We start from the raw sequence: 23,823 nt of genomic DNA on the forward strand, positions 1-23,823 counted from the left end.
CCCTTTCGGACTTCGCGCCAGGACAGCGAGGATTTGTTCCCGGACGTGCGAAGTGCAGATGCCCTCAGGTTTCAACCCGGATGGTTGTTGGCATCAAGGGAGAGCGATAGCCGCCATTCGGCCGCTGTACGGCGGGCGATCAGCCGTGGTCGGGTACCAGCCGCAGGCTGATGGAGTTGATGCAGTACCGCTGGTCGGTGGGCGTCGGATAGCCCTCGCCCTCGAAGACGTGCCCCAGGTGGCTGTGGCAGCGGGAGCAGACGACCTCGACGCGGGTCATGCCGTGGCTGCGGTCCTCGCGGAGGATGACCCGGTCCTCGGCCAGCGGGCTGAAGAACGAGGGCCAGCCGCAATGGGAGTCGAACTTGGTCTCGCTGCGGAACAATTCAAAGCCGCACGCGCGGCACTCGTAGACCCCCACCGTCTTGGTGTCGACATAGCGACCGGTCCACGGCGGCTCGGTGCCCGCCTGCCGCAGAACCGCGTACTCCGCGGGGCTGAGCCTGCTGCGCCATTCCGCCTCGGTCTTCGAGACCGCCCGGTTGGCATCGGCAACGGGTTCCATGGGTTCCACGCTAGTTGTTTTCCCCGACCGGTGGCGGATCAGTACCGCTGGATCAGTCCAGGAATGTCTGCCACACCACACCCAGAGCGCCATAAACCGCCCACACGACTCCGGTGAGTAGCAATAACACCACGAGCACCGCCATCAGCCGGTGATGCCCGCCGGTGCGATTGGCCGAATCGGCGAAGTCGCCGATCCCGTCCAGGTACCCCTCGACGGTGTAGTTGGACCGGTTCTGCTGCATGCGGTCCAGGTGCTCGGCAAAAGCCTGGGCCTCGGGATCGCTGGGATCCAGACCCACCAGATCATCGTGGAACCGGTCCTTCGGTTCCTCGTCCTTGGGAGAGGCGGCTGCCATGCTTAAAAGGTAGCGTCTGTTTTCGTGGCACGTGCTGAAGCGATCGAGTTGACCGTGGGGGACCGCACCGTGCGCGTGTCCAGCCCGGGCAAGGTGTACTTCCCGGACCGGGGCATCACGAAGCTCCAGGTCGTCGAGTATTACGTGAGCGTCGCCCCCGCGCTGCTCGCCGTGCTGCGAGACCGCCCCACCACGTTGAAGCGCTTTCCCGATGGCGTGACCGGCGAACCCTTCTACGCCAAGCGCGTCCCCAAGGGCGCCCCGCCGTGGGTGGAGTCGGTGCGCATCGCCTTCCCCTCCGGCCGCACCGCCGACGAGGTGTGCCCCACCGAGGAGGCCGTGGTCGTCTGGGCCGCCAACCTCGGCACCTTCGACTTTCACCCGTGGCCGGTGCGCCGCCCCGAGGTGGACCACCCCGATGAGCTGCGCATCGACCTCGACCCGCAGCCCGGCACGGGCTTCGCCGAGGCCGCGCAGGTGGCCGGGGTGCTGCGCGAGGTGCTGGCGGAACTGGGCATGGTCGGCTACCCGAAGACCTCCGGCGGCCGCGGTATCCACGTCGCGGTCCGCATCCGCCCCGAATGGGACTTCGTCGGGGTTCGGCACGCCGTGATCGCCCTGTGCCGTGAGGTGGAGCGCCGCATCCCGAAGCTGGCCACCACGGCGTGGTGGAAGGAGGAACGCGGCACCCGCGTGTTCATGGACTACAACCAGGCGGCCCGCGACCGCACGATCGCCTCCGCCTGGTCGGTCCGCGGCACCCCGCGCGCCACGGTTTCCATGCCCGTCACCTGGGATCAGCTGTCCGAGGTGGACCCCGACGACTTCGACGTCTTCACGGTGCCGAAACTGCTGGCCGACAACGGCAACCCGCACGCCGCTCTGGACGACGAGGCCTTCGCCATCGACACGCTGCTGGAGTGGTTCGACCGCGATAAGGCCGAGGGCCAGGGCGATCTGCCGTACCCGCCGGAGTATCCGAAGATGCCCGGCGAGCCCAAGCGCGTCCAGCCGAGCCGAGCTCGCGACGACACGTAATTCGGTTGCCGGGCGCGTTGCGGACTGGCTGCGCCGGAACCGGATCACCGATCCGCCACCTGCCGCGTGATCTCACCGCGCGGCAGTGGGCGGACCTGTTCCACCTCGTCACCGGTGCGGCCGCTCGCGAGCGGCCGCACCGGTGAGGATCAGAACTCGAAGTCGCCGAAGCCCTCGGTCATGTCGCCGACGCCGTCCATGGCCTCGCCGATCATCATGCCGCCGACCACGCCCGCCGCGCCCGCGGCGAGCATGCCGCCCATGCCCATTCCGCCGCGGTGATGACCGCCGTGGTGGCCGCCCATCATGCCGTGGCTGCGCTGGCTGACCTGGCTGAGCCAGTTGTTGATCTCGCTTGCCCAGTCGTGCTGCTCGACCTGCTGGTGCGGCAGGTGCCAGCGGCCGAACGCGTCATGGCCGGAGCTGAACATGCCGCCGCGCTTGTCGGCCTCCAGCACGATCAGCAGGTTCTGCGGATCGGCGAGGAAGGTCAGCTCGACCTCGTTGATGCGGTGGCCGTACTGGTGCGGCGGGAAGAACTCGATCTCCTGGTAGAACGGCAGCGTCTGGTGCGCGCCGCGGATGTGGCCGCGCTCGAGGTCGGCGTTGCGGACGCGGAACCCCAACTGCGCGAAGGCGTCCAGCACGCGCTGCTGCGAGGGCAGCGGGTGGATCGCGACCGGGTCCATATCGCCCTTGTCCACGGCCTTGGCCACCGACAGCTCGGTGCGCAGGCCGATGTGCATGCCGTGCATGTGCTGGCCGTACAGCTCGGTGGGCGGGGCCTCGAGGGGAATCGGGAACTGGAACGGGATCGCGTGCTGCCGGCCCGCCGCGAGCTGGAACGCACCCGCCACGACCGCACGGTGGAACTCGATGGAGGAGTTGTACTCGCTGTCGCCGGACTCGGTCTCGACGCGGGCCACCAGGCTCAGCGCGACGTGCTCGATGGCGACCGGGTGGTCACCGCCCTGGATGCGGACCTCGCCGCCGATCATCTGACCCGGGTAGCAGTGCGGGCTGGACAGCACGGTGTCCACCGACGGGCCGCCCACGCCGAGGGCGCGCATCATCTTCTTGAAGACCACCGGGTTCGTCCTTCCTATCGGGACCGCGGACGGGGTGCGGGCCTCGTGTGATCACGTTCTAGCAGGCCAACGTCTCGTCGGAGTCACCGGTTCCGGACTTCACCGATTCGTGCCCGCCGACGGCCATGATCGGCCGTCTGGAGGAGACGGACACCTCATCACTTACATATGGCTATAAGTACATCGATTCGTTTCAGCGATCGGGTGACGCTGCTTCACACCCGTAGCGGTGTCACAGACTGTTAGGCCAGCCTTACTGTTTGCGTTGCCGGGGCTCATCGATTATGGGAGGTAACCATGACCGTCAAGACTCCTCAGGGCGGATGCAGCTGCTGTGGTTCGTGCACCGGACCTGGCTGCGGGTGCTGCTCCAGCTGTAGCTGAGCATCGGCGAGCTGATCACCCCACCGCCGCGTGGCGGCTGATCAACCCATGATGTTGCGCGGGGCTGTCCCGCGATCCGGCAGGTTCTCCGAGGACACGCCGGTCGCGGGGCGGCCCTCGCCGCTGTTTCAGGGCGGGCAGGTGGTGCCCGCCGACGGCAGGGTGCCCGCCAGCAGGAAACCCGAGACGGCCTCGGTCACACACGTACTGGCGGGATACGCGCCGTGCCCGGCGCCCTGCCAGCGGATCATCACGTCCGAGGACAGCGCCTCGGCGGCCCGCACCGTGCCCTCGCGCGGGGTCATCGGGTCGTTCTCGGTGGCCACCACCAGCATCGGCGGCGCGCCCGCGGCCCGCGGCACCGGCGACGGCTCGGGTACCGGCCACGACGCGCACCACAGCAGCCGCTGCGCGAACAGCCCGCCGAACACCGGCTGGGTCTTGCGCCACTGCTCGGCGAGCGCGCCGATCCGCTCCGGCGGCACCCGGGTGGTGCTGTCGTTGCAGGTGGTGATCAACGCGGCGTCGAAGTTGGCGGGCAGTTCCTCGCCGTCGGTGATCGCGGGCAGCACGAACCGCGTCAGCGCGGTGCCGTCACCGGCAGCCGCCGCACCCAGCGCCGAGGCCAGTTCGGGCCAGCGCTCCCGCGCCGCGAGGCCGGTCAGCAGCGCGGACAGCTTGGTGCCCGCGGTCAGCACGGTGCCCGCGCCGGGAACCGGCGGCGCGTCCAGCAGTTGCCGTACGGCGGCGCGGGGATCGGGACCGAGCGGGCAGCCCGGCCTGGACAGGCAGTCGCGGGCGAAGGCGTCCAGGGTCTGCTCCGCGGCCCTGGACTTCGACTCCGCCTGCGCGATGGCGTCCAGTTCGGGCTCCGGGGCGCCGTCGAGCACCATCCGGCCCACCGCGGTGGGGTAGCGCTCGGCGAAGAAGGACAGCACCCGTGACCCGTCGCCGCGGCCGATCGCGTGCAGCCTGCTCAGCCCCAGCTCCTCGCGAACGCGGTTGAGGTCGGCCGCGGTCCGCCAGGAGTCGTAGGCGGGCAGCCGCTCGTTGAGTTCCAGCGCGCACTGCTGGGTGGCGTCGCGGGCCACGTTGCGCACCGCGGACACCGTGGCCGCGTCGCCCGCACGCGGATCGGCGTCCAGCATCTCCTTGCGGGTTTCCGGCCGCACGCAGCGGGCGCCGTCGGAGTTGCCGCTGCCGCGCCGGTCGATGCCGATCAGCGAGAACTTCTCGAGCAGGGCCGCAGGCACGCTGGCCGCCAGCCGAGCGGCGTAGAGGGTGCCGGGGCCGTCGTTGATGTCGCCGACGATGACCAGCGGGATCTCACCGGTACCGGCCTTGAGCAGCGACAACCGGGCAAAGCCTCGGCCGGGATTCGCGGGAGGGTCGAGTATGCCCAGCATCCGCGCGCACTCGAAGCGCAAGCCCGCTGGCGCGCCGACCGCCGCGGCGGTGGTTTCGGTGCAGTCCGACCAGCCGACGGCCTCGCCCTCCGGCGGGTCCAGTCCCGGCAGCGGCGCGGGCGTCACCGACGGCGCCGGACCCGGCGGCAGGCCCTCGGCCTCACCTACCGCGACCGGTGGCCGCGACGACGGCCCCACCGCGCACCCGGTCAGCGCCAGCAGCCCGGCACACAGCACCGCGAGGCCTGCCGAAACTCTGCGCAACACGCTCCCCGTCCGTCCTTGGCGAAACCTGGGATGGAGCCTGGCATGGGGGTGGTGAGGACTCAGTGAGCGGGGCGCACGTCGCCGCGCAGGACACCGTCGAGGTCGTAGCGGGCGGGCTCCTCCAGCTGGTCGTACCGGCAGGAGGCGGGGTCGCGGTCGGGGCGCCAGCGGACGAACTGGGCGGTGTGCCGGAACCGGGAGGGCATGCCGCCCTCGGTGTGGTCGTAGGACACCTCCACCACGCGTTCCCTGCGCATCGGCTGCCACTGCTGCACCGCGCTCCGCCAACGGTTGATCGACCCCGGCAGCCGCCTGCCGTCGCCCGCCTGCTCCCCGAGCCACGGGTGGTCGACCTCGCCGCGCTCCAGCAGCGGGGCCAGCTCGGCGGCCAACTCGCGGCGCTTGGCGGCGGGGAAGGCACCGACCACGCCGACGCTGTGCAGCACGCCCTTGTCGTCGTGCAGGCCCAGCAGCAGCGACCCGACCGCGGTGCCCGGTTCGGTGTCGGCGTGCCAGCGCAGCCCGGCGACCACGCAGTCCGCGGTGCGGGCGTGCTTGATCTTGAGCATCGTGCGCTTGGCGGGCGTGTACGGCCCGTCCGCGGGCTTGGCGATGAGACCGTCGAGACCGGCGCCCTCGAACAGCTCGAACCACTCCCGCGCCACGCCGTTGTCGGTGGTGGTGGGGGTGAGGTGCAGCCGCGATTCCGGGGGCGGCGAGCCGAACAACTCGTTCATCCGCTCACGCCGTTCGGTGAACGGCTTGCCCGTGAGATCGTCGGAGCCCTCGGCGAGCAGGTCGAAGGCGATGAACCGGGCCGGGGTGGCGGTGGCGAGTTGGTTGATGCGCTTGACCGCGGGGTGGATGCGTTCGCCGAGGGCGTCCCAGTCCAGCTTCCCGGTGCGCGCCACCACCAGTTCGCCGTCCAGCACGGCGGGACGGCGGATGTGCGTGCCGAGCGATTCCACCATCTCGGGGAAGTAGCGGGCCAGGTCCTTGCCGGTGCGCGACTGTAGGTACACATCGCGGCCGTCCAGGAACGCGATGCAGCGGAAACCGTCCCATTTGGGCTCGAACACCAGCCCGTCCTGGTCAGGAATCCCGCTGACGGGACTGGCCAGCATCGGCTGGATGGGCGGCGACAACGGCAACGACATGGCCCCATCCTGCCTGTTGGCGGGTGATGACGCGACGGGCGTCAGGGATCTTCCGGTGCGAGCCGATACTCCAGCCAGCGGTCGGTGACCTGGAGACCGTTGATGACCATGGCCTGGCCGACGGCGTTGTCGCCGAGTTCGCGGATCTCCAACTCGCACGCCTCGGGGTGTTCGTCGGCGAGGCGGTGGATCAGCGCCGAGACCAGCGCCGCGAGCTGCAACCCGGTGGCGCCGCGGTGCCGCACCCGCTCCACGAACGCTTTGCCGCCGGACAGCGCAGCGGAGGCATGGGCGATGGCGGTGCCGTCATCGTCGATGAGCTCGCAGGCCACCGCGCCGTCGGCGGTCACATCCCGGATGCACACCGGCAGCGCCGAGGTGCCGCAGGAGCGGAGGTCGTGGCTGCCCCAGTGCCTGCCCACCTGCTGGTAGACGCTCGCCGACAGCTGTCGCGCCACCTGCCCCGCGAGCCCGGAGGCCAGACCCGACCACCCCAGCTCACGGCCTGAGGCCCACGCGTGCTCGGCCGCCCGCCGGTACAGGCAGACGGCCACGTCCAGCGCCGGTGCGTCCGAGGCCAGCGCAGGCTCGTCCACCATCACCAAGCCGGGCTTTTCGGACAGGCGTGCCGTGCCGAGCACGCGACCGCCCGCGCTACCCACCACCGCGGCACCGTTCACCACGGTGACGGAAATAGTCATGTTCTTCCCTGAAAACGACCCGGTCCTGCCCTGACCCCGCCCACCGTGCCTGCGAAATATGAAGAACTCGTTCGGCTGATATGAAGGAGCGGACAGCGCTCAACTCCTGGTCACAGACTTGTCGGCAGGCCGGGGATGAGGAGGTAGGAGTGTGCGCCTACATCGTGGTCGCTGAAGACGACCCGAGGCAGGCCGAACTGGTCCGCCGCTATCTCGACCGCGAGGGCCACACGGTGCGCGTGGTGTCCGACGGCAGAGCCGCGGTCGACGAGGTGCGCCGCTGCCGCCCCGACCTGTTGGTGCTGGACCTGCTGATGCCGGAGGCGGGCGGGCTGGAGGTCTGCCGGGTGCTGCGCGCCGAGTTCGACCTGCCGGTGCTGATGCTCACCGCGCTGACCTCGGAGGACGATATGGTCCGCGGCTTCGACCTCGGCGCGGACGACTACCTGACCAAGCCCTACAGCCCGCGCGAGCTGATGGCCAGGGTGCGCGCGCTGCTGCGCCGCTCCCGCCGCGGCGATCCGGTCAGTGCCGAGCCGTTGCGGGTCGGGGAGATCCAGGTGGACCCCGTGCGGCACGAGGTGACCGTGCGCGGCGGGCCGGTGCAGTGCACGGCCGCGGAGTTCCGGCTGCTGAACGTGCTGATCTCGCAGCCCGGCCGGGTGTTCAGCCGCAAACAGCTGCTGGGCCTGGCGTTCGGCAGCGAGTTCTGCACCGAGCGGACCGTCGACGTGCACATGATGAACTTGCGCCGCAAGATCGAAGTGGTGCCGCGCAAACCCATCTACCTCGTCACGGTCTACGGCGTCGGCTACAAGCTCAACGACGGTGCCGCCGTTGAGTGACCGGATCCCGCTGCGGCACCGCATGTTCATCCGCCTGCTGGCAGGCTCGGTGCTGGTCGCGGGCGGCGCGGTGGCCGCGACGGCGTGGCTGGCCGCCCAGCGCACCACGGAGGCCATCCGCCAGGAGCACGGCCAGACCCTCAGCGACGACGCCCTCATTCACGAGGAGCTTGTCGACTACGCCGCCACCCACCGCAACTGGGACGAGGTGCGGCCCGTGGTGCTCGACCTGGCCAACCGCACCGGCCGCCGCATCGCACTGGCCACCAACGAGACCGAGCGGCGGATCATCGCCGATTCCGCCGACAGCAGGCTGCCACAGCTGCCGCGCAGACCCGCCTCGGTGATCAGTCCGCTGGAAACCGGCATGATCATGGATGTCTCGGTCGGCCCGGTGCCTCTGTCCGAACAGGAGCGCACCGCGCTGCGGCGGGCGGCGGAGGTCTACGCGGACTGCCTGCGCAAGGAAGGTCGCACCGTCGAGATCGGCTACTGGCCCGGCGGGCGCCCCGATGTCACGTCCGAACCCGAGGACTACGGCGAGGGCCGCTGCTCGGCGGAACCTGTGGAGCGGCTCACCGCCACCGAGCAGCAGGCACTGGACCAGCTGCAAGGCCTGTTCGACACCTGCCTCGCGGCACACGAGGTGAGGCCCGCCAGGCTCGTCGTCGAGTACGGCATGATCGACCTGCCGGAGTCGCTCCAGGGGTCGCAGCAGGCGTCGTCCTGTTTGGACGGAAGCAGGCGCGAGCAGCTCAACCCCGTCGTGGCCCCGCCCGCCCTGCTGTTCATCACCGAGACCGCGGCGCAGGACGCCGACGTGATCACCCTCTCCGCCGCGGGCACCCGCAACATCATCTGCCTGGCAGGCGCGGTCCTGGTGATCGTGGTCGCGGTCAGCGCGGTCCTCGCGGCGCGCCTGTCCCGCCCGGTGCGGGAACTGACCGTGGCCGCCCAGCGCATGCAGGGGGGCGACCGCTCGGCACGGGTGAGCACCAAGGCGGTCGGCGAACTGGCCGCGCTGTCGACGTCGTTCAACGACATGTCCGAGCACCTGGAACGCACCGAAGCGCAGCGCAGACACATGATCAGCGACGTCTCCCACGAGCTGCGCACCCCGGTCACCAACATCCGCGGCTGGCTGGAAGCCGCCCAGGACGGGGTCGCCGAGCTGGACCCCGAACTGCTGGAGCTGCTGCTCGCGGAGACCCTGAGCCTGCAACACCTGATCGACGACCTCCAGCAGCTCGCGCTGGCCGACGCGGGCCAGTTCCAGCTGCGCCTGGAGACCGTCGACCTGGGCGGCCTGCTGCGCCAGTGCACCGCCGCCTACCAGTCCCGCGCCGATACCGCGGGCGTCGAGCTTGGCACCGAGACCGACAGCGTGCACCTGCGCGCCGACCCGCTGCGCCTGCGCCAAGCGGTCGGCAACCTGCTGTGCAACGCCATCCGTCACACCTCACCCGGCGGCCGCATCACCGTCACCGGCAGGCTGGCAGACGAGCACGCGGTGATCACCGTGGCCGACACCGGTTCCGGCATCAGCCGCGAAGACCTCCCGCGCGTCTTCGACCGCTTCTGGCGGGCCGAGAAGTCCCGCAGCCGCCGCACCGGCGGCACCGGCCTCGGCCTGGCCATCGTCCGCCAACTCGCCGAAGCCCACGGCGGCACCGCCGCCATCACCAGCACCGCAGGCCTGGGCACCACGGTCACGATCACCCTGCCGCTGCAACTCGGCTAGGCCAGGGCGCTTGGTCAGGCGTGCGGTGCGGTGGCCCGGATACCGGCGAGCACCACGCCGACGATGCGTTCCGCGTCCGTGCGGGTGAACGGGCGCATGCCCCGGTTGACGATGAGGTGTACCGGGCTGGAGATCATCTCGCCCAGGAAGGAACTGTCGACCGGGGGGAGCTCGCCCTGGTCGACGGCGGCGTCCACCCGCCGTCGCATGGCGGCATCGCCGTCGGGATGGTGGCGACCTTCGCGATGCTGGCGGGCGTCTCGGCGCTCCCGCCGGCGATCGCCTGCGGCGCCATGCTCGGCATGGCCGCAGGCGCGATCGGCGCCTCCGGGTACAACCTGGCCACCAGCATCGAAGCGCCCGAGCGCCAGGGCACGACCGCAGGCCTGGTGTCGGTCGTGCTCGCCCTCGGCTCGGTCGTCTTCAACATCGCCGGGGGCGAGGTGCTCAAAGCGACCCATATTCCCGGGGTCTCTGCCCTCGGTGCCCCGGTGAGCACGGCGACCGGCGTGTACCTCTACGTCGCTATGGCCGGAGCGCTCTTCGTCCTCGCCGCGGTGCCCGCGATCATGCTGGCACGCAACCGGTCTGGGGCGCCGCTGCGTCCGGCTTCACCTGCGCTCCGCCGCGCGTGATGTGACCCGTGGCTTTCTCGGGTCAGGGGACGTCCCAGAAGGCGAGTTCGTGGCGCATGCCCTCGGCGAAAGCCGCGCCGGCGGTGGCCTCGTCGACGTTGGTTTCGTCGAGCATGTCGGCGCAGCGGCGGGCGAGGTCGGCGAAGGCGGGGTCGGCGTAGGTGCGGACCCAGGCGGCGTAGCGGGGTTCGGCGGGCGGGTTCTTCGCCAGTTCGCGGCCCAGCTCCGAGTAGCCCCACATGCACGGCAGCAGCGCGGCGAGACCGCGGCCGTAGTCGGCGGCGGACTCCAATAGGAACGTCGAGTAGGCGCGGCAGGCGGGACCTGGTTGAGGGTCAACCAGGTTGGCGCCGAACTCGGCGGCAAGGCCGCGGTGCAGCTCCAGCTCGTCGTGCCAGGTGGCGTGCGCCAGGTCGACCAGGTCGCCGAGGTGGTTGTCCGGGGCCTGCCAGGCGAGGCGGGTGAACACGCGCACGTAGTTCAACAGGAACAGGTAGTCCTGCTCCAGCCAGGAGCGGAACACCGCGGGGTCGAGGTCGCCGCGGCCGATGCCCGCGACGGTGGGGTGGCGAAGCTGGTCGGCCACGCCACCCCGGTGCTGTTCGATCAGCCTCCGCGAAAGGGTCATGATCCCATCGTCACACGCGGAATCCGCCGCCGTACTGGACGGGCACCCGGCTTGCGGCGCCGAGTTCGATCGCGGCCAGATGCGGCCAGTTCGGGTTGCGCAGCAACTCGCGGCCCAGCAGCACGACGTCGGCCTTGCCGTCGGCGAGGATCTTCTCGGCCTGCCGCGCCTCGGTGATCTTGCCGACGGCGCCGACCTGGAGGTCGGTCTCGGCGCGGACGGTGGCCGCGAAGGGGACCTGGTAGCCGGGAGCGTCCTGGATGGCGGCGTCGAAGGCCACGCCGCCGGAGGAGACGTCGAGCAGGTCGACGCCGCGCGCCAGCAGTTCCTTGGCCAGCCGCACGGTGTCCGGCACCGTCCAGCCCTCGCGGCCGTCGTCGGCGTTCTCGCTGAGCCAGTCGGTGGCGGAGACGCGGAACAGGAGCGGCACCTGCTCACCAACTTCGGCGCGGACGGCGTCGGTGATCTCCAGCGCTACCCGGATGCGGTTCTCGAACGAGCCGCCGTAGGCATCGGTGCGCTTGTTGGTGAAGGGGGAGAGGAACGAGTTGATCAGGTAGCCGTGGGCGCCGTGGATCTCGATGACCTTGAACCCGGCGTCCACCGCGCGCCGTGCGGCTGCGGCGAAGTCGCGCACCACCTGACTGATCTCGGCGGCGGTCAGCTCACGCGGTGCGGGCAGATCCCGGAAGCCCTCGGCGGTAGGCCCCACCGTGATCCAGCCGCCCTGCTCCGGCGTCAGGTGCTGATCGCCCTCCCACGGCGGGGTGGTGGAGGCCTTGCGGCCCGCGTGCGCGAGTTGGATCGCGGGCACCGCGCCGTGTGCCTCGATGCCCGCGGCCACCCTGGCGAACGCGGCCTGCTGGCGGTCGTTCCACAAACCCAGGTCCGCACGGGAGATGCGGCCCTCCGGGCTGACGCCGGTCGCCTCGGTCATCACCAGGCCCGCCCCGCCGACGGCCCGGGTGACGAGGTGGGTGAAGTGCCAGTCATGCGGGGCGCCCTCGTCGGGACCCTCGGTTGCCGCGGAGTACTGGCACATCGGCGCCAGCCACACGCGGTTGGGAATCGTCACGGATCGCAGGGTGATCGGTTCGAACAGCCTTGCCACGGTGCCACCTCGAAGTCAGGGATCAGATCCGTCCGAGGCAACCGCGTAGATAGTTCGGCCTATTCCGAACAATGGCGTGGATCACACCACGCGTTCGCGAGGGCGGGCGTCGAGTTCGAGGCGGACGGCGGTGGGGAGGGACTCGACGCCCAGTGCCTCGCGGGCGCGGGCGAGCACCTGGGAGTCCAGGTCGTCCCACACGGCGCGCAGATCGGCGTCCTCGTTGAGCCACAGTTGGAGCCGCATCGCGGGGGAGTCCGGGGAACCGACCAGACGCACTTTGGCGCGGCCGACGCCGCGGACACCCTCGGCGTCGACGCGGACGGCGTCGGCGATGGCGCCTGCGGTGACGGTCAGGCCGGGTTCCAGCACCATGTCGGGCCGTCGCTCCGGGCGCACCGAGCGGTATGCCCAGCGCAAACCGACGATCAGCGCCAGCAGGCCGATCCCGATGGCGGCGCTCTTGGCGATCTCGGGGTGGCCGCGCAGCCAGTCCATGGCGATCGGGTCCAGTACCGGACGCTGGGCGCGGCCGGTGCCGAGCACGCCGTAGCCGACCAGCAGGGCCGCCGCGGCGAGCGCGAGCAGGAGGACGCCGGTCAGGCCGGTGGAGACGCGCTCGGCGCGAGCCGAGCGGTGCAGTGCCGCGGTCTGCTTGTTCATCGGCGGTCCCTCGCTGAGTCGACGACAACGGACACCCGCGGCGCGCGGGGCATCGGCAGGGCGCCGACAACCTCTTCCGCGGCCTCGGTCAGCCTGGGGCGCAACTCCTCTTCGCCCGCCAGGCCGCTGGTCGCGCGGACCCGGATGCGCTTGGCGCTGGCGCTGACCGACGCACCGCGCACGCCGTCCTGGGCACGCACCCGGTGGCCGACCAGCCTGGCCAGCGAGCGTGGGGAGGTGGTCACCGCGACCTCCGGGGCGGGCTCGCGCAGTCGGATGTCGCGCCGCCCCGCGGTCAACGCGGCGACCAGCAGGATCAAGCCGACCGCGGCGACGCCGAAGGCGATCCAGCGCACCGGGTCGGCCGACCAGGTCACCTCGCCGAGCCTGACCGGCCAAGAGCGCCACGGCACCAGCAGCTCGGTCGACGCGGGCCGCGCCCACGCCCAGGCCACCTCGGTTGCCAGCAGCGCACCCGCCGCGGCCACGGCGAGGCCGAGCAGGGCGGAGATCAGACGGACGATCGCACGCATGCTCACTCCACTCTCGGACGGTTCGCGGGCAGCAGCGCCGACACGGTCACGCCGACCGAACGCACCTGGTAGCCGGTGATCCGCTGCACCTCGTCCCGTACCCGGTCCCGGATCGCGGAAACCGTGTCCCGCACGGGCGCCGGGTACCGCAGCGCGAGGTCCAGCCGGAGGCCGACGATGCCGCCTTCGCCGTCGACCTTGGCGCTGGCGCCGTGTTCGCCCAGGCCCAGTCCGGCGACGCGGCGCCTGCCGCGGGTCACCTCGGGCACCTCGTCGGCGGCGTGCTCGGCGACCTTGCGCACGACCTCCCGCGAGATCTCCAGCCTGCCGCGCTCCTCGACGTCCCCTGGCTCGCCCGGCGTGGGCGCCTCCAGCGCCGTGCTCACCGGTCCCGACCTCGGCCGATCAGCTCACCGATATCCAGCTGACCGTCCAGCACGCGGCCGACGACCAGCCCGATGGCGCCGATCACCAATGTGATCAGGAACGCGCCGAAGCCGCCGACGGCTCCCGCCGCGCCCAGTACCAAACCGGCCAGCAGGCCGAGCTGTGTGTTGTTCATGGCGTTGTTGCCTTCCTCGTCGTTGTCACAGCAGGTGCCGCTTGGGGCGCCCGCGGCGGAAGAAGCGGAACAGCCGGGACCAGCGCCGCTGTACCGCGACCACCGGCCGGTCGTAGCGATCCGGCTCCGCCTGCCGGGCCCGCAGTCGCGCCAAGCCCTCGGCGAAGGCGGCCGGGTCGCCGCCCGCGTCGGGATGGTTGGCCCTGATGTAGGCGCGGATGGCGGCCCGGTGCTGCCTGGTCATCGCTGCTCAGCTCACCGCCAGGTCGGCGACGGTCACGTCCACCGGCACGTCCCCGGCGACCTTGCGCACCGACTTCCGCAGATCCGCCACCACCGTCGGCAGCGGGCTGCCCATCCGCAGCACCACCGCGATGCCGACCGGCTCGCCGGGTTCGAAGCGCACACCTTCGACGCGGCGACCGGGCAGGTAGGAGGCGAGGCTGTCGTGCAGGGCGTGCACGGCGGGGTGCGCGAGCACCGCCGCCGCGATCCGCTCGGCTACCTCCGGCTCACTCGACACGCGAGGAGGCGGGCTGCTCGCCATTCTGCTCGTCCTCACCGGGCAGCTTGATGTCGTTGACGGCGATGTTGACCTCGATGACCTCCAGCCCGGTCATCCGCTCCACCGCGGTGATCACGTTGCGGCGCACCGCCCGTGCCAGGTCCACGATGGATGCGCCGTACTCGACGACGATGTCCAGGTCGATCGCGGCCTGCTTCTCGCCGACCTCCACCGAGACACCGGAGGTCGTCGACGTGCCGCCGCCGGGAATGGCTTCCCGCAGCGCGCCGAAGGCCCGCGAGACGCCGCCGCCCATGGCGTGGACGCCGGAGATCTCGCGTGCGGCGATGCCCGCGATCTTCTGCACCACCGATGAGGAGATGGTCGTCTTGCCCTGCGATGTCTCATCCGCGAGCCGGGCTGGGTTGGCCGCGGTCGAGCGCTGCAGGGATGTCGAGGTGCTGTTGGTCTCCTCGGTGCGCGTGTTCTGCGCCATGGATGGCTCCTTCACTGGGTCGCTTGGGCCGAAGCGGTCCGCCCACTAAGCGTTCTCGCCCCGGCACGTATTGGGATTGCCCAGTACGCCGGACGTGTCGCGGTATCACCCGAATGGGCTAGTCGGGGTCGTGGACGTCGACCACGCGGACCTCCAACGCGGGAGCCGCCGGACCCAGTGTGTCGGCCAGTTCGCGCTGCAAACCGGTGTGCAGCGCGCCGGTGGCCGCGGTGCCGTCGACGCCGTAGCGGATCGCGATGCGCACCAGCAGCACATCGTCCTCGTCGAAGCGCAGTCCGCGCAGGTGCACCCCGGGCAGCCGGTCGATCACGTCGGCGGCCAGTTGGCGGGCCACCGCGAGCAGCGCCCGCTCGGTGATCCGGACGTTGCCGCCGGGCTGCGCGACCTCGGTGGCGGTGACCGCGATCCGGCCCCGCACCCCGCGCACCGATTCCAGGGCGCGCTCCACCAGACCCTGCGGAACCGGCGGGTCGTAGGCCGCGGCGGTGCGCACCGGCGCCCAGCGGCGGTCCAGTTCGGACAGTTCGGCCCGGCAGTACTGGCAGCCCCTCGTGTGCTCGATCAGCTCGGTCAACGCCGGGTCGGTCTCGCCCGCCGGGCGGTCGGCGACCAGCGGAACCAGGGCTTCTGGCAGCCTGCCGCAGGGCAGCGGATGCTCGGCGAACCGTTCTCCGCTCATCGCTGCTCCTTCAACTTGGCCAGGAGGGCCACCCTGGCGCGATGCAACCGCGAGCGCAAGGCGGCGACGTTCACGTCGAGCACGGCCGCGATCTCTTCGTAACTCAAACCCTCCAGTTCGCGCAGCACCAGCGGAATCCGCTGCGACGGCTCCAGCGTGGCTATCGCGGCCTGCACGGCGCTGACCTGCTCGGAGCGGATCACGCTGCCCTCGGGGCTGTCCCCGGAACTCGGCTCGGGGGCGCCCTCCAGCGGGACGGTCGGGCGACGGCGCCGCAGATGTGCCAGTGCGGCGTTGGTGACCACCCGGTACAGCCAGGTCGACGGCGCGGCCTCGCCGCGGAACCGGGACAGCCCTCGCCAGGCGGAGATCCAGGTCTCCTGCACCACGTCCTCGGCCTCGGCCGGGCTGCCCACGATGCGCAGCGCCACCCGGTACAGCTTCTCGGTGTGCCGCCGCACCAGCGTCTCGAACGCCAGGTGGTCACCCCGAGCCGCGGCGGTCAGCAGCGCCTCGTCGGTCACCTCGGTGCCCGCGCTCATTCCCTGATCCTGGTGTATCGGAGGAATAGGTGCCCGGTGTCGTCCGACAGCACCGCCGACGCCAGGGTCATCGGCAGCGGGTCGCCGGGCAACAGGCCGAGCGCGATGCGACCGGCGTCCCCGCCCGCCAGCACCGGCGCGACCGTCAGGCACAACTCGTCGGCGAGGTCCGCGGCGATCAGGCTGCCGAACAGCCGCGGCCCGCCCTCGCAGGCGATCCGGTACAGGTTCCGGTCGGCCAGCGCGCCCAGCGCCAGGTCGAGGTCCACCGCGCCCTCGCCCGCCACGATCACCTCGGCGCCCGCCTCGGCCACCTCGCGGCGCCGCTCCTCGGGCGCGGCCGCGCAGGTGATCACCAGCGGCGGGACCGTGGTGTCGGCGATCAGCGGGGCCTCCGGCGGCAGCGAGCACGTGTTGGTCACCACGGCCACCGGCGGCAGCCCGGTCAGGCCGAGCCGTTCGCGGCGCTTGCGGCGGCGTTCGGTTGGCCTGATGCCGCGGTAGCCCTCGATCATGGCGGTGCCGAGGCCGACGAGGACGACATCGGACAGATCGCGGATCATGCCGAGCAGCCGGGTGTCCTCCCGGCTGGTCAGGCCCTCCGAGCTGCCTGCGACGGTCACGGCGCCGTCCGCGCTGGAGACGAAGTTGACGCGCAGCCACGGACGCGACAGCGGCTGCGGGAAGGCGTAAAGCTCCTCCAGCGTCTCGTCGGAGGCGAGTGGCCCGGGCAACAACCTGTGCACGCCGACAATCCCAACACGGCCGATACCCTTTGTGCATGCCAGCCCCGTCGTTGAGTGCCCGATCGCCCGAGGTCAGCGCGGACGAGTTGGTGCAGGCCATGGCCCCTCCGCCCCGATTCGACGCGGTGCGTTTCGACACGTACCTGCCCAGTTCGGATGAACCGAGCCAGGCGCGTGCTCTGGACGAATGCCGATTTTTCGCCGATCGGGTGACCTTGGGCGGCCGCAGGCAGGGCTGGTTGCGCTCGGTGTTCGGTGGCAGGCACAGCCCGCCCGAGCAGCCCGGCCTGTACCTCGACGGCGGTTTCGGGGTCGGCAAGACCCACCTGCTGGCCTCGATCTGGCACGCCGCGCCCGGACCGAAGTCCTACGGCACCTTCGTGGAGCTCACCCATTTGGTCGGTGCGCTGGGCTTCGCCACCGCGGTGGAGCGGCTGTCGGCGCACCGGCTGCTGGCGATCGACGAGTTCGAACTGGACGACCCCGGCGACACGATGCTGGTCACCCGGCTGATCGCGGAGCTCACCGAGGCGGGCGTGTCCATCGCGGCGACGTCCAACACGCTGCCGGACAAGTTGGGGGAGGGCCGGTTCGCGGCAGAGGACTTCCTGCGCGAGATCCACGCCATGTCCGCCCGGTTCGGCGTGGTGCGCGTGGACGGCCCGGACTACCGGCACCGCGGCCTGCCGCCCGCTCCTGAGCCGGTGGCCGACGCCGAGATCGACGGATTGGCCGCGGCCCGGCCGGGCTCCACTGTGGACTCCTTCGACGAGCTGTGCGCGCACTTGGCGACGCTGCACCCGTCCAAGTACGGGCGGTTGGTGGACGGGGTCAGTGCGGTCTACCTGCGAGGACTGCACCCGCTGGAGGACCAGGGCGTCGCGCTGCGCGTGGTGGCGCTGGCCGACCGACTCTACGATCGCGCCGTGCCGGTGATCGTGTCGGGCCGCCCGCTCTCGGAGCTGTTCACCGAGGAGATGCTGCGCGGCGGCTACCGCAAGAAGTACCTGCGGGCGGTGTCGAGGTTGGTGGCGCTGTCCCGCGACGCGGTGGTGGCGTGAACCTCACGCCCGCTTGGTTGCGCACCACGGACGGCGAGAACCGGCTGGCGGTCAGCGTGGTCATCGTGGCCGCGATCGTGTTGCAGCTGGTGCTGCCGGATCGGCTGGCGCTCGAACCCCGCTACCTGCTGCCCGGCTTGGAGGTGCTGCTGCTGGTGGCGCTGGTGTTCGCCAACCCGGTGCGGTTCACCCGGGAGACGCAGGCCGTGCGGATCGCGTCGCTGACGCTGACCGCGTTGATCAACGTGGCCAACGCGGCGTCGATCGTGTTGCTGGTTCGGCTGATCGTGGGCGGCGCCCCGATGGACGGCGGTCAGCTGTTGGGCAGCGCCGCGGCGATCTGGTCCACCAACGTGATCGCGTTCGGGTTGTGGTTCTGGGAGCTCGACCGGGGCGGGCCGTTCGCCCGGCGTGAGTCGCGGCGTCCGCATCCGGATTTCCTGTTCCCGCAGATGGCCGATCCGGAGCTCACGCATTCCGAGTGGGAGCCGCAGTTCTTCGACTACCTGTACCTGTCGTTCACGAACGCCACGGCCTTCAGCCCGACCGACACCATGCCGCTGGCCCGCTGGGCGAAGCTGCTGATGATGGTGCAGGCCGGTTTGTCGGTGGTGACGCTGGCGTTGGTGGCGGCCCGCGCGGTGAACATCCTCGGCGGCTGACCTGGCGAGGTGCGCTGCGACCAGCGCGAGGTGGCGCCGGTCGCGCGGTGTGCGGACCGGCGACGGTGTGCTGCCACCAGCGTGCGATGGAACCGTTCGTGTGATGTGCGGACCGGCGATGGCGTGCCGCGACGAGCGCGAGATGGAACCGGTCGTGCGGTGTTCGAACCGGCGAAGGCTTGCATGACGAGCGTTGGTGACACCGGTTGTGCGAACCGGCGGTCGTTGTCGTCAGACCCGATCAGCTTGCTGCGCCCGATTTGACGACAACGACGCCTTGTTCGCATCCAGGGATCCCTACCATTAATCCTAGAGGTTTTCGGGGCTAGAGCGGGGAAGCGCCGAGGGTGGTGAGCAGGCCGGTGAGGGCGCCGATCTCCTTCTGCTGCTCGGCGACGATCACCGCGGCCAGTCCGCGTACCTGTTGGTGCTCCGCGGTGTTGGCCGCCTCCGATGCCATCGTCACACCGCCCTGGTGGTGGCGGATCATCACCTGGAGGAACCACACCTCCAACTCGCGGCCGGACAGTTCGCCGAGGCGGTTGAGCTCGGGCATCGACGCCATGCCCGGCATCGCCTCGGCGTGGGAGTGCTCCCGCATCCACGACATGCCGTTGTCGGAGGCCACCTGCGGGGCGCCCCACAACGCCAGCCACCCCTGCATCTGGCCGATCTCCCGCAACTGGTTGCTCTCGATCGTGGACGCCGCGGTCGCCACCTGCGGACCGACCCGGCCGCGCACCATCGACGCCATGTCCACCGCTTGCTGGTGGTGAGCGATCATGTCCTGGCTGAACCCGACGTCCACCTTGGACGCCACCGGCTGCTCACTGCCGGAGTCCCTGAACACCAGGGCTCCCGCGCCGAAACCGAGCAGCAGTGCGACCAGCAGCGCGATGACGCGGCGGGTCATCGCAGCGGGAAGGCGCCGTTGGTGAACCGCAACGCCAGCGCGCCGTTGTCGTCGCAGGAGACGAACAGCTTGTCCCCGTTGAAGAACGGCGGCGACATACACCAGTCCGCGGTCATGTCCACCGGCCCCAGGTTCAGCGCGGGCTTGCCGATGTTGCCGTTGGTGAAGTCCGAGACGGTGGCGCCCACCGGGATGAACGCGTGCGCCGAGTTCACCAGGTCCGCCTTCTTCCCGGCCTCGCCGCCGGGGTTGTAGTAGGCGATCTCCTTGGGGTTCGCCAGGTTACGCACGTCGAAGACGCGGATGCCGGACTGGGTCCAGCCGCAGGCCAGCGCGGTCGGGTCGGTGGTGCGGTCCAGCGTGCAGTAGTGAGCCTCGTAGCCGAAGATCCCGTTGCGCGCGGTGTCGGCGGCCCTGGCGTCCTTGTGCTCGGGGCGGTTGATCTCCAGCTTGATCTGCCGGGTGGTGCGCGGGTTGCGCTCGTCGCTGAGGTCGATGAACCGCACGCCGCCGGAGCCGAACTCGTCCGCCACCACCAGGTACGGCTTGCCGCCGTCGGTGAAGGGGATGGCGTGCTGGGTGATCAGGCCGTCCGTCCAGCTGATCTGCGACACCTGCCGCAGCCGCGGGAACAGGCTGCGCCGCTGGATGTCGCCGGCGTCGAACACGGTGATCCCGGCGGGAACGGCGCTGGCCACGTAGATCCGGTTGCCGTCGGGGCTGACGCCGAAGCCGTGGTTGCTCAGGCCGGTGCTGCCCAGGAAGACCACCCGCGGCAGGGCCGGGTTGGACACGTCGATCGCGCCGATGGTGCCACCCGCCGCGCCGGTCGCCCAGTAGGTGTTGCCGTCGGGGGACCAGCCGCCCTCGTGGCCGGGGAACGCACCGGGCAGCGTGAGGTTGGTGCCCGCGAGCCCGTTGAGCAGCCGCGGTTTCGTGCAGTCGGTCTTGATGTCATAGAGCGACAGGAATAGCCCGCCCGAGCCCGCGCCGACCGAGACGGCGGCGAGCAGACCGCGCTTCTCGTTGACCTTCAGCGTCTCCCAGGTTCCGCCCAGCGTGGCCGGGCTGACCAGGGAGGTGGCGAGCCTCGGGTTGGCCGGGTCGGAGGCGTCGATGACGTTCACGCCGCGGTTGCGGGCGGTCAGCGCACCGGGCAGGAGCGTGCCGAGGTACAGGCAGTCGCCATAGGACGCACCCACCGTCGCCTGACCCTGTGACTGGTACTGCCCGTCCAGCTTCAGGTTGCAGCTGTAGGGTTGCTGGCTGCGCCCGCTCTGCCGGTCGGCCAGCGGCACCTGGCCCTGCACGCCGGGTTCCCGCTCGGCGCCCGGACCGCAGTCGGCCCTGCTCACGGCGGTGTCGGGCGGGGTGTCGGCGCCTGTGGGCACCGCTGCGGTTGTTGCGATCAATGCGGCCACCGCCGCCACAGCCAAAACCCGTCCGCGCACCTGAAGACCTCCCAGGCCAGAGTGAGCCACGCCACGTGGGTGGCCATACTGTGACAGAGCCCTCAGCGCTGGTTACTGGAAAGTAACTTATGTCACAAGCGAGACGCCCTAGTCCTCGAATTCGGCGCTCAATGCCCCTGTTCGGACGGCCTTGTCCAGTTCGGCGTGGTCGGCCTCGGTCTGGTCGGCGTAGCGCACCGCGTAGTCGCCGATCGCCTCGTCGAGGCCGTCGCCGTCCTTGCCTTCGCCGCAGTACCCGGCCAGCAGCCGCGGGTCGACCGAGCGGGAGTGCGCCCGCGCCAGCAGTGCGCCCGCGAGGCGGCCGTAGTCGTCGAGGTGGTCGCGGCGCAGCGCGGTGGGGTCGATGTCGCCCTTGAGGTTGCGGAACTGCCGCACGATGTAGTCGCGCCCGTCGATGCTGGTCCAGCCCAGCAGGATGTCCGTCTCGGCCTGCACCAGCCGGGCCCCGTTGACCACCCGCTCGCCTTGGTGCTTGGGCGGCGTGCCAGGCAGGTGCGGCGCCAGCGACGACGGCCGCATCTCCTTGACCTGCAAGACCAGCGCGTCGTCGTCGTTGCCGTGCAGCAGCACCACATAGGACCGCAGGCCCACACTGCCGGTGCCCACCACCCGGAAGGCCACATCGGACACCGCGTAGCGCAGGATGAGGTTGCGCCGCGACTCCCGCAGGGTGTCCACATAGGAGTCGAGCCCGGCGATGACCTCCTGCTCGGTCCGGCCCGTCACCTGGAACAGCACCGGCGGGCTCTCCACGAACCGCCACTGCTTGTCGTGGTCCAACGTGGTCCACTTGCCCGCGACCTTGCCGCTGGTGTTCTTGCGGGCCTTGGCCGCGGCCTTCTCGAAGTCGTCCAGCAACTCGTCTGCCTTGGCGCGACCGATCGCGGAGGCGTCGGTCAGCGCGGTCCACGATCGCAGGAACCCCTCGTCGGCCAGGGCGGCGATGGTGCGGCGGTAGGCGCCGACCACATCCTGCGCCGCCTCCAGGCAGCCCTTCTCCGACACGCCGCCCACCCGTCCGGCCAGCACCAGACTGGTGGCCAGGCGCTTGAGGTCCCATTCGAAGGGCCCGACGACGGTCTCGTCGAAGTCGTTGATGTCCATCACGATGGTCCCGCCGGGGCTGCCGTACAGCCCGAAGTTCGCCGCATGGGCATCGCCGCAGATCTGCGCGTCCAAACCGGCCGTCGGGTAGGCGGCGAGGTCGGCGCCCATCAGGCCCGCGGCGCCTCGGAAGAACGCGAACGGGTTGGCCAGCATCCGCCCGGTCCGCAGCGGGATGAGGTGCTCCAGCCGCCCGGCGTTGCTCGCCGCGAGGAAGTCGAGCACACCGGGCCGATCGTCGGCCGCCGCGGCGTGGTCGTGCGCCGCGTGCGCCACCTTCTCCCGCAGCGCCGCCCCACGTCCGCGCACCTCGGCGGCGGGCGTCCAGCGGTTCGAACTCAGCCTGGCATCCCCGATTCCCATCCCGCCATCTTCACCCAACCGGGGCTCTTGACGCCGCCGATTCGGGCGCGATGTGACGCGACTGATGTTTGTGCAGGTGAGGCCCTGGTCATGGCTTCAGCAGGCGGGTTCCCGCTGTGCCCAGGGCTGGGCCGCCTCGAGTTGGGCCGCCAGGCGGAACAGCAGCGGTTCGGAGCCGAGGCGGCCGATGAACTGCACGCCGAGCGGGAGGCCGTCGGGCGTCCAGCGCAGCGGCACCGACATGGCGGGGCGGCCGGTGAGGTTGCCGATGAAGGTGTACGGGGTCAGCGCCAGCGACTTGCGGCCCTCCTGCTCCACCATGCCCGTCGCCGCGACCGCCCCACCCAGGCCCAGCGCCAACGCGATCCGGCCGCTGAGGTGCTTGAAGCGCGGCGTGGCGGTGGCGCCGATCGCGACCGGCGGGGCGGCGACGGTCGGGGTGAGCAGCAGGTCGTGGCGGGCGTGGAAGTCGTCCAACTGCCGGTTGTAGACGTCCCAGCGCTGGTGGGCCATCAGGTAGCGCTCGATGCCGTGGCGGCGGCCCGCGGCCGCGACCAGTCGGGTGTCCACCTCGAACTCGCCTGGCTTCGCGCCGGTGTCCCGCCGCACCCCGGCCAGCATCGCCGCCATGCTGGCGAACCAGACCAGAAAGAAGTCCTCGGTCAGCTGCTCGTAATCCCAGGCGGGTTCGGCCTGCTCCACCTCGTGGCCCAGGTCGGCGAGCAGCGCCGCGGCCTGTTTCACCGCGGTCACCGCCTCGGCGTGCGGCTCGTTGCCCACCGGGGAGGTGGTGCTGAAGCCGATCCGCAGCCTGCCCGGTTCGACGCCGACCTCCTCGAGATAGGGCCGCTCGGGCGACGCGACGAGGTAGTGGGCGCCGGGCTCAACACCGAGGATCGCGTCGAGCGCCGCGGCGCTGTCCCGCACGCTGCGGGAGACCACTCCGTTGGCCACCGAACCGTGGATGGGGGAGACGAACTCCGGTCCCATCGGCACGCTGCCGCGGCTGGGCTTGAGGCCGAACAGCCCGCAGTGCGAGGCCGGGATGCGGATCGAGCCCGCGCCGTCGTTGGCGCCCGCCAGCGGCACGATGCCCGCGGCGACGGCCGCCGCCGACCCGCCCGATGAGCCGCCCGGCGTCCGGTCGAGGTCCCAGGGGTTGCGCGCCGGGCCGTACACCAGCGATTCGGTGACGCCCTTGATGCCGAACTCCGGCACGTTCGTCTTGCCGATCACCACCAGGCCCGCGTCCAGCCAGCGGCGCACGATCTCGGCGTGGGTGCCCGCGACCCTGCTGCGCAGCGCCCGCGAGCCGCTGATCGTCGGCAGCCCGGCGTAATCCTGGAAGATGTCCTTGAGTAGGAACGGAACCCCGGCCAGCGGGCCGTCCAAGGGCTCCTTGAGCCGGGCCTGTGCGTGCTCGAACATCGGGGCCACCACGGCGTTGAGCCGCGGGTTGACCTCCTCGGCCCGCGCGATGGCGGCCGCTACCACTTCATCGGCACCGACTTGGCCGTCCTTGATGAGCCGAGCCAGCCCTACGCCGTCGTGTCGCCGGTACTCCGCGTAATCCACGA

29 protein-coding genes are annotated in these 23,823 nt (G+C 70.9%); 6 read left to right on the forward strand and 23 right to left on the reverse strand.

Translation table 11 applies throughout. From position 1 onward, the window contains the following. Positions 1-139: 139 nt before the first annotated feature. Positions 140-565: a peptide-methionine (R)-S-oxide reductase MsrB gene (gene msrB / locus ACU6XJ_RS19800; RefSeq protein ID WP_476313552.1), complete on the reverse strand. Its 426-nt coding sequence runs from the start codon at positions 563-565 to the stop codon at positions 140-142. Between the two features lie 52 nt (positions 566-617). Next, positions 618-923, reverse strand: a complete 306-nt coding sequence (locus tag ACU6XJ_RS19805; protein ID WP_476313554.1) for a hypothetical protein — start codon at positions 921-923, stop codon at positions 618-620. Between the two features lie 24 nt (positions 924-947). Here ACU6XJ_RS19805 and ligD point away from each other — a divergent pair, with 24 nt between their 5' ends. Beyond that, the gene (gene ligD / locus ACU6XJ_RS19810) at positions 948-1,961 is read left to right on the forward strand and encodes a non-homologous end-joining DNA ligase (protein WP_476313556.1); all 1,014 of its coding nucleotides are present in this window, start codon (positions 948-950) and stop codon (positions 1,959-1,961) included. Positions 1,962-2,110: 149 nt separating this feature from the next. Here the strand turns inward: ligD and ACU6XJ_RS19815 are convergent, their stop codons facing one another. The 4 genes from ACU6XJ_RS19815 to ACU6XJ_RS19830 all read right to left on the reverse strand — a co-directional run bounded on the left by ACU6XJ_RS19815 (position 2,111) and on the right by ACU6XJ_RS19830 (position 6,964). Next, positions 2,111-3,049 (reverse strand): sporulation protein, encoded by a 939-nt coding sequence (locus tag ACU6XJ_RS19815; RefSeq protein WP_476313558.1) that lies wholly within the window; start codon positions 3,047-3,049, stop codon positions 2,111-2,113. A 512-nt stretch (positions 3,050-3,561) separates the two neighbouring features. After that, positions 3,562-5,106 carry an alpha/beta hydrolase gene (locus tag ACU6XJ_RS19820; RefSeq protein WP_476313560.1) on the reverse strand — a complete coding sequence of 515 codons (1,545 nt, stop codon included), beginning with the start codon at positions 5,104-5,106 and terminating at the stop codon, positions 3,562-3,564. A 59-nt stretch (positions 5,107-5,165) separates the two neighbouring features. Next, positions 5,166-6,263, reverse strand: coding sequence for an ATP-dependent DNA ligase (locus ACU6XJ_RS19825; RefSeq protein WP_476313562.1), 1,098 nt, complete (start codon positions 6,261-6,263; stop codon positions 5,166-5,168). A gap of 41 nt (positions 6,264-6,304) precedes the next feature. Further along, positions 6,305-6,964, reverse strand: coding sequence for a hypothetical protein (locus ACU6XJ_RS19830; protein ID WP_476313564.1), 660 nt, complete (start codon positions 6,962-6,964; stop codon positions 6,305-6,307). A gap of 149 nt (positions 6,965-7,113) precedes the next feature. Here ACU6XJ_RS19830 and ACU6XJ_RS19835 point away from each other — a divergent pair, with 149 nt between their 5' ends. After that, positions 7,114-7,809, forward strand: a complete 696-nt coding sequence (locus ACU6XJ_RS19835) for a response regulator transcription factor (protein WP_476313566.1) — start codon at positions 7,114-7,116, stop codon at positions 7,807-7,809. Then, positions 7,802-9,550: a sensor histidine kinase gene (locus tag ACU6XJ_RS19840; protein ID WP_476313568.1), complete on the forward strand. Its 1,749-nt coding sequence runs from the start codon at positions 7,802-7,804 to the stop codon at positions 9,548-9,550. Before ACU6XJ_RS19835 ends, ACU6XJ_RS19840 begins: the two co-directional genes overlap by 8 nt. A gap of 14 nt (positions 9,551-9,564) precedes the next feature. On the opposite strand, the gene ACU6XJ_RS19845 is transcribed toward ACU6XJ_RS19840, so the two are convergent. Next, on the reverse strand, positions 9,565-9,759 hold the full coding sequence (locus ACU6XJ_RS19845) for a TetR family transcriptional regulator C-terminal domain-containing protein (protein WP_476313570.1): 195 nt from the start codon (positions 9,757-9,759) through the stop codon (positions 9,565-9,567). Between the two features lie 21 nt (positions 9,760-9,780). Here ACU6XJ_RS19845 and ACU6XJ_RS19850 point away from each other — a divergent pair, with 21 nt between their 5' ends. Further along, entirely contained in the window at positions 9,781-10,185 is a 405-nt protein-coding gene (locus ACU6XJ_RS19850; protein WP_476313572.1) for a hypothetical protein, read from the forward strand. A gap of 22 nt (positions 10,186-10,207) precedes the next feature. On the opposite strand, the gene ACU6XJ_RS19855 is transcribed toward ACU6XJ_RS19850, so the two are convergent. From ACU6XJ_RS19855 to ACU6XJ_RS19910, 12 genes are all read right to left on the reverse strand, one after another. Then, the gene (locus ACU6XJ_RS19855) at positions 10,208-10,813 is read right to left on the reverse strand and encodes a TenA family protein (protein WP_476313574.1); all 606 of its coding nucleotides are present in this window, start codon (positions 10,811-10,813) and stop codon (positions 10,208-10,210) included. 10 nt (positions 10,814-10,823) lie between these two features. Continuing rightward, positions 10,824-11,924 (reverse strand): NADH:flavin oxidoreductase/NADH oxidase, encoded by a 1,101-nt coding sequence (locus ACU6XJ_RS19860; protein ID WP_476313576.1) that lies wholly within the window; start codon positions 11,922-11,924, stop codon positions 10,824-10,826. Between the two features lie 81 nt (positions 11,925-12,005). Next, the gene (locus ACU6XJ_RS19865; protein ID WP_476313577.1) at positions 12,006-12,587 is read right to left on the reverse strand and encodes an Asp23/Gls24 family envelope stress response protein; all 582 of its coding nucleotides are present in this window, start codon (positions 12,585-12,587) and stop codon (positions 12,006-12,008) included. Further along, entirely contained in the window at positions 12,584-13,120 is a 537-nt protein-coding gene (locus ACU6XJ_RS19870; protein WP_476313579.1) for a DUF6286 domain-containing protein, read from the reverse strand. Before ACU6XJ_RS19870 ends, ACU6XJ_RS19865 begins: the two co-directional genes overlap by 4 nt. Positions 13,121-13,122: 2 nt before the next feature. After that, complete coding sequence (locus ACU6XJ_RS19875) at positions 13,123-13,506, reverse strand: Asp23/Gls24 family envelope stress response protein (protein ID WP_476313581.1); 384 nt, start codon at positions 13,504-13,506, stop codon at positions 13,123-13,125. Continuing rightward, positions 13,503-13,682, reverse strand: a complete 180-nt coding sequence (locus ACU6XJ_RS19880) for a hypothetical protein (protein WP_476313583.1) — start codon at positions 13,680-13,682, stop codon at positions 13,503-13,505. Before ACU6XJ_RS19880 ends, ACU6XJ_RS19875 begins: the two co-directional genes overlap by 4 nt. A 25-nt stretch (positions 13,683-13,707) precedes the next feature. Then, positions 13,708-13,926 carry a hypothetical protein gene (locus ACU6XJ_RS19885; protein ID WP_476313585.1) on the reverse strand — a complete coding sequence of 73 codons (219 nt, stop codon included), beginning with the start codon at positions 13,924-13,926 and terminating at the stop codon, positions 13,708-13,710. Between the two features lie 6 nt (positions 13,927-13,932). After that, complete coding sequence (locus tag ACU6XJ_RS19890; protein WP_476313586.1) at positions 13,933-14,205, reverse strand: hypothetical protein; 273 nt, start codon at positions 14,203-14,205, stop codon at positions 13,933-13,935. Beyond that, complete coding sequence (locus ACU6XJ_RS19895) at positions 14,195-14,683, reverse strand: Asp23/Gls24 family envelope stress response protein (RefSeq protein WP_476313588.1); 489 nt, start codon at positions 14,681-14,683, stop codon at positions 14,195-14,197. The genes ACU6XJ_RS19890 and ACU6XJ_RS19895 overlap by 11 nt, the downstream gene beginning before the upstream one ends. Positions 14,684-14,801: 118 nt before the next feature. Continuing rightward, positions 14,802-15,383: an anti-sigma factor gene (locus ACU6XJ_RS19900; RefSeq protein WP_476313590.1), complete on the reverse strand. Its 582-nt coding sequence runs from the start codon at positions 15,381-15,383 to the stop codon at positions 14,802-14,804. Beyond that, entirely contained in the window at positions 15,380-15,925 is a 546-nt protein-coding gene (locus ACU6XJ_RS19905) for an RNA polymerase sigma factor (protein WP_476313592.1), read from the reverse strand. The genes ACU6XJ_RS19900 and ACU6XJ_RS19905 overlap by 4 nt, the downstream gene beginning before the upstream one ends. Then, positions 15,922-16,671: a pyrimidine reductase family protein gene (locus ACU6XJ_RS19910; RefSeq protein ID WP_476313594.1), complete on the reverse strand. Its 750-nt coding sequence runs from the start codon at positions 16,669-16,671 to the stop codon at positions 15,922-15,924. Before ACU6XJ_RS19910 ends, ACU6XJ_RS19905 begins: the two co-directional genes overlap by 4 nt. A 35-nt stretch (positions 16,672-16,706) precedes the next feature. Between ACU6XJ_RS19910 and zapE the strand changes: the two genes are divergently transcribed. Further along, a complete protein-coding gene (gene zapE / locus ACU6XJ_RS19915) occupies positions 16,707-17,732 on the forward strand; it encodes a cell division protein ZapE (protein WP_476313596.1) in 1,026 nt (341 codons plus the stop codon). Then, on the forward strand, positions 17,729-18,394 hold the full coding sequence (locus tag ACU6XJ_RS19920; RefSeq protein WP_476313598.1) for a hypothetical protein: 666 nt from the start codon (positions 17,729-17,731) through the stop codon (positions 18,392-18,394). The genes zapE and ACU6XJ_RS19920 overlap by 4 nt, the downstream gene beginning before the upstream one ends. A 325-nt stretch (positions 18,395-18,719) precedes the next feature. On the opposite strand, the gene ACU6XJ_RS19925 is transcribed toward ACU6XJ_RS19920, so the two are convergent. From ACU6XJ_RS19925 to ACU6XJ_RS19940, 4 genes are all read right to left on the reverse strand, one after another. Continuing rightward, positions 18,720-19,307: a DUF305 domain-containing protein gene (locus ACU6XJ_RS19925; RefSeq protein WP_476313600.1), complete on the reverse strand. Its 588-nt coding sequence runs from the start codon at positions 19,305-19,307 to the stop codon at positions 18,720-18,722. Further along, a complete protein-coding gene (locus ACU6XJ_RS19930; RefSeq protein WP_476313602.1) occupies positions 19,304-20,758 on the reverse strand; it encodes an LVIVD repeat-containing protein in 1,455 nt (484 codons plus the stop codon). Before ACU6XJ_RS19930 ends, ACU6XJ_RS19925 begins: the two co-directional genes overlap by 4 nt. A gap of 108 nt (positions 20,759-20,866) precedes the next feature. Further along, positions 20,867-22,246, reverse strand: a complete 1,380-nt coding sequence (locus tag ACU6XJ_RS19935) for a DUF2252 domain-containing protein (RefSeq protein ID WP_476313603.1) — start codon at positions 22,244-22,246, stop codon at positions 20,867-20,869. Between the two features lie 96 nt (positions 22,247-22,342). After that, positions 22,343-23,821 (reverse strand): amidase, encoded by a 1,479-nt coding sequence (locus ACU6XJ_RS19940; RefSeq protein WP_476313604.1) that lies wholly within the window; start codon positions 23,819-23,821, stop codon positions 22,343-22,345. Positions 23,822-23,823: the final 2 nt, after the last annotated feature.

Source organism: Actinorectispora metalli (assembly GCF_056323685.1).